A 6236-nucleotide genomic window follows, 5' to 3' on the forward strand; every position below is an offset into this window, starting at 1 on the left:
CGAAGCGGTGGGACAGGGCGGGGGAGAATCGTCCGGGATGGAATGTGGCTGCGGAAGCGCGGTCGTCTCAGGACTTGCGCCCGCCTGCGACGAACACCGGGTCGCCCGTGAAGGTCTCGCGGATGTGCGGATCGTCCGCCGGACGCCACCGGTTGCGGTCCGTGAAGGTCCACAGGCCCCCGAAACGCCCGTCGCGCAGCAGAAGATCCAGCACCCAGCCCAGGCGCTCGAAGGGGTGCAGGTCCACCCACAGCGCCGGAACCTTCGTGGGGAACCAGCGGTCGGAAAAGCCGATGACCAGCTCGCCGCCGGGAGCCAGCACCCGGGCGCACTCCGCCACCACCTCGAGGGGATGCGTCAGGTACTCGATGGCGAGCGTGCACACCACCGCCTCGAACGAGGCGTCCGAAAAGGGCAGAAGGGGGCTCTTGTTGAGATCGTGCACCACGCGCCCGGCAAGCAGCGGATTGGCCGCCAGCTCCTGCGCGTTCATGCCCAGGCCCGTCACGTGAAGTCCCGCGCAAGGGTCCAGGTGCGTGCGCCATCCGGCCATCAGGTCCAGCACGCGCGTTCCGGGCCGCACGCGGCGCATCAAGGTTTCGCGCAGCACCAGGGCCGCCCCGGAATCGACGTGGTCCACCAGCCGGGGCGTCTCGTGGAAGAGCGCGTCGTCCGAGGGGTCCAGGCGGGTCATGGCGTCGTCGTCCGCGAAGTCCGTGGGGCTGCCGTCCTCGCGCCGCGCCTGCAAACCCGGACCGCCGTCGCAAAGCTCCTCCATCCAGGAGGAGAGCCGTCCGCCCGTGTCCGAGGACTTGTCGCGCACCTCAAGCACCTGGGCCGTCACGTCCAGGGTGCGCCACGCCAAAGGATGCCCCAGGTCCACGCGCAACAGGGACTCGTCCGCGTGGAGCACGCGGCACGGGCGCGCGTCCTGCGGGTAGACGCCGGGCAGCCCCTCGAAAAAGCCGAGAGGATAGAACCGCCCGGCCCGGGGCGCAACGACCCGGCCCGAGGGCGAACGCCCCCGGAAGGCCCGGCGGGGCAACTCCATCACGCAGCAGACGTCGCGACCTGGCAGGCCGCGCCCCGGCGCGTACGAAGCGCTCGCGCCCTGACCCGCGCCGAGCCCCATGAGAAGATCCTTGAAACCGGGAGGAAAGATGTCTCGCCAGAGATTGGCCTTGCGGGCCAGGAACCGTTCTTCGTGGGTGGCCTCGGCGCTGCGCCAGGCCAGTGTAAACTGGATGGAAGCGTAGGAACCGTCGTGGATCGTGGACACTGTCTCCTTCTTGCTCACCTTGAATTGGGTTCTGGGTTAGACCTGAACACGCCTGGGGTAAGGATAAGACGTCTCCTGGTCGAGTCAAATGGCTCAAACACTGTCCGGTTGTTGTCAGAAGGAACAATCTGTCATAAGCTTCGATACCTTTCGGAAATTTCAGGAGGAGCCGATGGTTTTGCGCGCGACGTGCCTGGCGATCCTCGCGTTGGCCGCACTCTCCGGCTGCCTGGTCTCCCAGGAGGTCGTGGTAGGCTTTTCCGGCCAGCTCACGGGCGTCTCCTCGGACCTGGGCGTGCAGGGCCGCAACGGCGCGCAGCTGGCCGTGGAGGAGATCAACGCCGCGGGCGGAGTGGCCGGAAGGAGGCTCCGGCTTGTGGCCGCCGACGACGGCTACACCCCCGAATCCGCCCTGACCGCCGACCGCGAGCTGCTCGACGCCGGAGCCGTGGCCATCGTGGGCCACATGACCAGCGCCCAGACCATGGCCGTCCTGCCCATGCTGTCGGGGCAGGGCGTGCCCCTCGTCTCGCCCACCACGGCCACGCCGGAGCTAACAGGGCTCATGGACAACTTCTTCCGCGTGATCCCCGAAAGCGCCCGCTGGGCCGCCGCCCTGGCGGACCACGCAGCGCGCCGCCTGCACGTCGGGCGGGTGTTCGTGGCGGGCGACGCCGACAACGCCGCCTACACCCGCACCTTCAACGAGGCCTTCACGGCCCATTTCCAGGCTGCGGGGGGCGAAGTGAAGGGGCGCGAGGAGTTCTCCTCCCGGTCAGGACCGGACTGGACGGCCCTGGCGCGGCGTGTGAAGGCCTCCGGGGCCGAGGCCGTGCTCCTGGCCGCCTCCGCCCGCGACGTGGCGGCCTTCGCCCAGGCGGCGTCCCTCGCGGGGGTCAAACCCTTGATCCTGTGCCCGGCCTGGCCCTACACCCGGGAGATCCTCCTGGCCGGGGGGGCCAGCGTGGACGGCATCCTCTTCGCCACCAGCTACACCGAGGACAACCCCGCTCCCGAGTTCCAGCAGTTCCGCGCCCGCTACGAGGCGCGCTTCGGCTGGCCCCCCAACTTCGCGGCGGCCTTCTCCCACGACGCCGTGCGCCTGCTGGCCGAGGCCCTGCGCGTCACGGACGGCTCGCGCAGGGGGCTCGGGGAGGCCCTGGTCTCTTTGGGCCGGATCAACGGCGTCATGGGGCCGTTCAGCCTGGACGCTTCCGGCGACGTGAACCGCGACGTGATCATCGTCACCATCCGCGAGGGCCGCTTCGTGGCGGTGAGCGGGCAGGGCGGCTAGCATGGAGGCCCAGGACCTTTCGCGCATCATCCAGGGCAGCGTGCTGCGGCGCACCCTGGCGCCCGCGCTGGCGGGGCTGGCGCTCCTGGCGGTGTTTCTGCTCAACCAGCAGAAGGAGGCCGTGGAGGCGCGCAACGCCCAATTCGCGCGCACCATGGCCGTGTATGTGGACAAGCACCTGGACGAGGCCTACCGCGCCCTGGAACGCCTGGCCCCCGAGGTGGGGCAGGGCCAGGGACGCACCCTGCGCGAACTCATGGGCATGCTGCCCTTCTTCAACCGCCTGGTGCTCCTGGACGCGCGGCGCATCGTGCTGGACGCATGGCCCGCAGGCGGGCGCGGCCAGGAGTACCCCGTGCGCCTCGCGGATCAGGAAGGCGGCCGGCTCCTGCTCTCGCGGCCCATCCCGTCCAGCCGGGGGGGCGACATCTCGGTGGTGGTGGCCGTGCGCCTGGCGGGGGGCGGCGTCCTGGCCGCCGAAGTGGACCTGCGCGCCCTCACCGGGCACATGACCGAGCTGGCCGTGGCCATGGGCGGCGATGTGATCGTCTGCGACGGCTACGGCAACCTGGTCTGCCATCCCGACGTGGTGCAGGTGGCGCGCCAGGGCAACATGGGCGATTCGCCGCTCTTTCTGGCCATGAAACGCGGGGCGCGTTCCCTGGTGTACGAGGACAACCGGGTGTTCTATGTGGGGTCCGGGGCCCACGTGTCGGAGATGGGCTGGATGGTCTTCGTGCGCACCCAGGCGCTCAAGGCCCTGGCCCCGGCGGCCCTGCCGGTGTCGGTGGGCGCGGCGGCCATGGCGGCTGCCCTGGTGGGCATCACGCTTTCCCTGCGCGGGAGGCTCACCAAGCACGTGGCGCGGCCCCTGGCGGAGCTTGCCGGGCGGCTCGACGCCCTGGAGCCGGGGGAGGTCTACCGGGCGGGCGCGGCCCCGGCCTTCCGGGAGCTGGGCCGCTTCGAGCAGGCCCTCCAGGAGATGACCGGCCGCATCGCCCAGGGCGATGAACGCCTGAGGGCCTCGCTGGCCGAGAAGGAGGTGCTCCTGCGCGAGATCCACCACCGCGTGAAGAACAACCTCCAGATCATCTCCAGCCTGCTCTACCTCCAGAGCGAGCACATCGACGACCCCAAGACCCTGGAGGCCTTCCTCTCCAGCCGCGAGCGCATCGCCTGCATGGCCCTGGTGCACGAGGCCCTCTACCGTTCGGAGAACCTGGACGACGTCTGGTTCGGGGAGTATGCGCGGCAGCTTGTCTCGCGTCTCATGAGTTCGCTGTGCGCGGGGCCTGAAGTGCACTACACGGTGGAGGCAGGCGACGTGCGCCTGAGCATCGCCCAGGCGGTGCCCCTGGGGCTGATACTCAACGAACTGGTGACCAACGCCATGAAGCACGCCTTTCCCGGCGGCCGGTGCGGCTCGCTGAACCTCCGGGTGCGCCAGGTTGACACCTCCGTGATGCTGGATATAGACGATGACGGGGTTGGTCTCCCGGAGGGGTTCGACCCTGAGACAACGTCCACCTTGGGCATGCAGCTGGTCGTTCAGCTCACCCGCCAGCTGCGGGGCGAATTGATCGTCGGAAAGGGCCGTAAGGGAGCGTCGTTCAGCATCACCTTTCCAATCAAGGAGACGAATCGCCATGTCCGCCCGAGTCATGATCGTTGAAGACGAAGTCATTGCCGCCATGGCCACCGAGAAGATGCTGCGCAAACTGGGCTACGAGGTGTGCGGCAACGTCACCTCCGGCGAGGAGGCTCTGACCCTCTCCGCCGCCCTCTGCCCGGACATCGTGCTCATGGACATCCGCCTGGACGGGCAGCTCGACGGCATCGACACCTCCCTCAGGCTCAAGGACATCTGCGAGGTGGATGTGGTCTTCGTGACCGCCTACTGCGACGACCAGACCCGTTCCCGCGCCCAGGCCGCCAACCCGCGCGCCTTCGTGAGCAAACCCCTCGACATCTTCCAGCTCAAGAGCATCCTGGGCGGCTCCCCGGCCGCCTGCCAATAGAACCGCGCCCCGGGACCCTCCCGCGCCGCATCCCAGGCGTCCCCGGGGGGGCGGCCTGCGTGCGCCTGTCCGCCCGGGCCGCCTCGCCCTGCGCGCGGCCCCGGCCGCATTTCCCGGCTCCCCGCCCTTGGCGTGCGCCCCCTTCGGGCGTACAAGGTCCGAAACCATCGAGGAGCCCCAGCCCATGAGCGAACATGTTGTGATCATCGGCGCGGTGGCGCTCGGCCCCAAGGCCGCCTGCCGCTTCAAGCGCCTGCGCCCCGACGCGCGCGTCACCCTCATCGACCGCGACGCCATCGTCTCCTACGGCGGGTGCGGCATCCCCTATTACATCTCCGGCGACGTTTCCGACCTGCGCGAGCTGCGCACCACCAGCTTCAAGCTCGTGCGCGACGAGAAGTTCTTCCACGACTGCAAGGACATCGAGGTGCTCACCCGCACCGAGGCCCTGGCCATCGACCGCCAGGCCAGAAGCGTGCGCGTGCGCGACCTGGAGTCCGGGACCGAGCGCGACATCGCCTACGACAAGCTCGTGCTGGCCACCGGGGCCAGGCCCCGCCGCCTGGGCATCCCCGGGGAGGATCTCCCCGGCGTGCACGCCGTGGCCAACCTGCGCGACGCCCAGTCCATCCGCGACCGCGTCAGCTCCGGCAAGGCGGGCAAGGTCGTGGTGGTGGGCTCGGGCTTCATCGGGCTGGAGGTGGCCGAGGCCCTGGCCGACATGTGGGGCCTGGAGGTGGCCGTGGTGGAGATCATGGACCACGTGCTGCCGCGCAACGTGAGCCCCGTGCTGGCGCGCATGGCCCAGGCCCACCTGGCGGAGAAGGGCGTGGAGCTGCGCTTCGGCGAAAAGGTGCTGGCCCTGGAGGGCGAGGGCCAGGTGGAGCGCGTAATCACGGACAAGGGCGTGCTGGAGGCCGACCTGGTGGTGCTGGCCGCCGGGGTGATCCCCAACGGCGAACTGGCCCGGGCGGCCGGGCTGGAGGTTTCCCCGCGCGGCGGCGTGCTCGTGGGCGAGACCCTGCGCACCTCGGACCCGGACATCTTCGCCGGGGGCGACTGCGTGGAAATCCGCCATCTGGTCACGGGCAAGACCTTCAACCTGCCCCTGGGCTCCATGGCCAACCGCCAGGGCCGGGTGATCGGCAGCAACCTGGCCGGTGGCAAGGCCGTGTTCCCCGGAGCCGTGGGCTCCTTCGCGGTGAAGGTGTTCGACCGCTTCCTGTGCGGAGCGGGGCTCACGCCCGGGCAGGCCCGCCAGGAGGGCTTCGACGCCCTGGCAGCCCTGGTGATCCAGTTCGACCGGGCGCACTTCTTCCCGGGCAAGGAGCTCATGACCCTGGAACTGACCGTGGACCGCGCCACCCACGCGGTGCTGGGCATCCAGGGCTTCGGCCCTTCGGGGGACGCCCTGGCCGGGCGCGTGGGGGCCGTGGCGGCCCTCATGCAGAAAGGCTGCACCGCCGAGGACCTGTCCATCCTTGAATATCCCTATTCGCCGCCGTTCTCCTCGGCCATGGACATCGTGAACACCGTGGGCACGGTGGCCGAGAACATGCTGGCGGGCATGAACCAGGGCATTTCCTCGGAGGAGTTCACGCGCAGGCTGGAGGAGAACGACGGCTCCTGCTTCTTCCTGGACTGC

5 protein-coding genes are annotated in these 6236 nt (G+C 69.7%); 4 read left to right on the forward strand and 1 reads right to left on the reverse strand.

The features are described 5' to 3' along the window. Window positions 1–67 precede the first annotated feature (67 nt). Window positions 68–1279 (reverse strand): methyltransferase domain-containing protein, encoded by a 1212-nt coding sequence (locus ACV4UX_RS16380; protein ID WP_491594354.1) that lies wholly within the window; start codon window positions 1277–1279, stop codon window positions 68–70. A 172-nt stretch (window positions 1280–1451) separates the two neighbouring features. Here ACV4UX_RS16380 and ACV4UX_RS16385 point away from each other — a divergent pair, with 172 nt between their 5' ends. The 4 genes from ACV4UX_RS16385 to ACV4UX_RS16400 all read left to right on the forward strand — a co-directional run. Further along, the gene (locus ACV4UX_RS16385) at window positions 1452–2573 is read left to right on the forward strand and encodes an ABC transporter substrate-binding protein (protein ID WP_491594355.1); all 1122 of its coding nucleotides are present in this window, start codon (window positions 1452–1454) and stop codon (window positions 2571–2573) included. A gap of 1 nt (window position 2574) precedes the next feature. Next, a complete protein-coding gene (locus ACV4UX_RS16390; protein ID WP_491594356.1) occupies window positions 2575–4245 on the forward strand; it encodes a sensor histidine kinase in 1671 nt (556 codons plus the stop codon). Then, window positions 4220–4591 carry a response regulator gene (locus ACV4UX_RS16395; protein WP_491594357.1) on the forward strand — a complete coding sequence of 124 codons (372 nt, stop codon included), beginning with the start codon at window positions 4220–4222 and terminating at the stop codon, window positions 4589–4591. Before ACV4UX_RS16390 ends, ACV4UX_RS16395 begins: the two co-directional genes overlap by 26 nt. Window positions 4592–4775: 184 nt before the next feature. Beyond that, on the forward strand, window positions 4776–6236 hold a 1461-nt coding region (locus tag ACV4UX_RS16400), incomplete at its 3' end, for an FAD-dependent oxidoreductase (protein WP_491594358.1).

This window comes from Fundidesulfovibrio sp. (assembly GCF_058402725.1).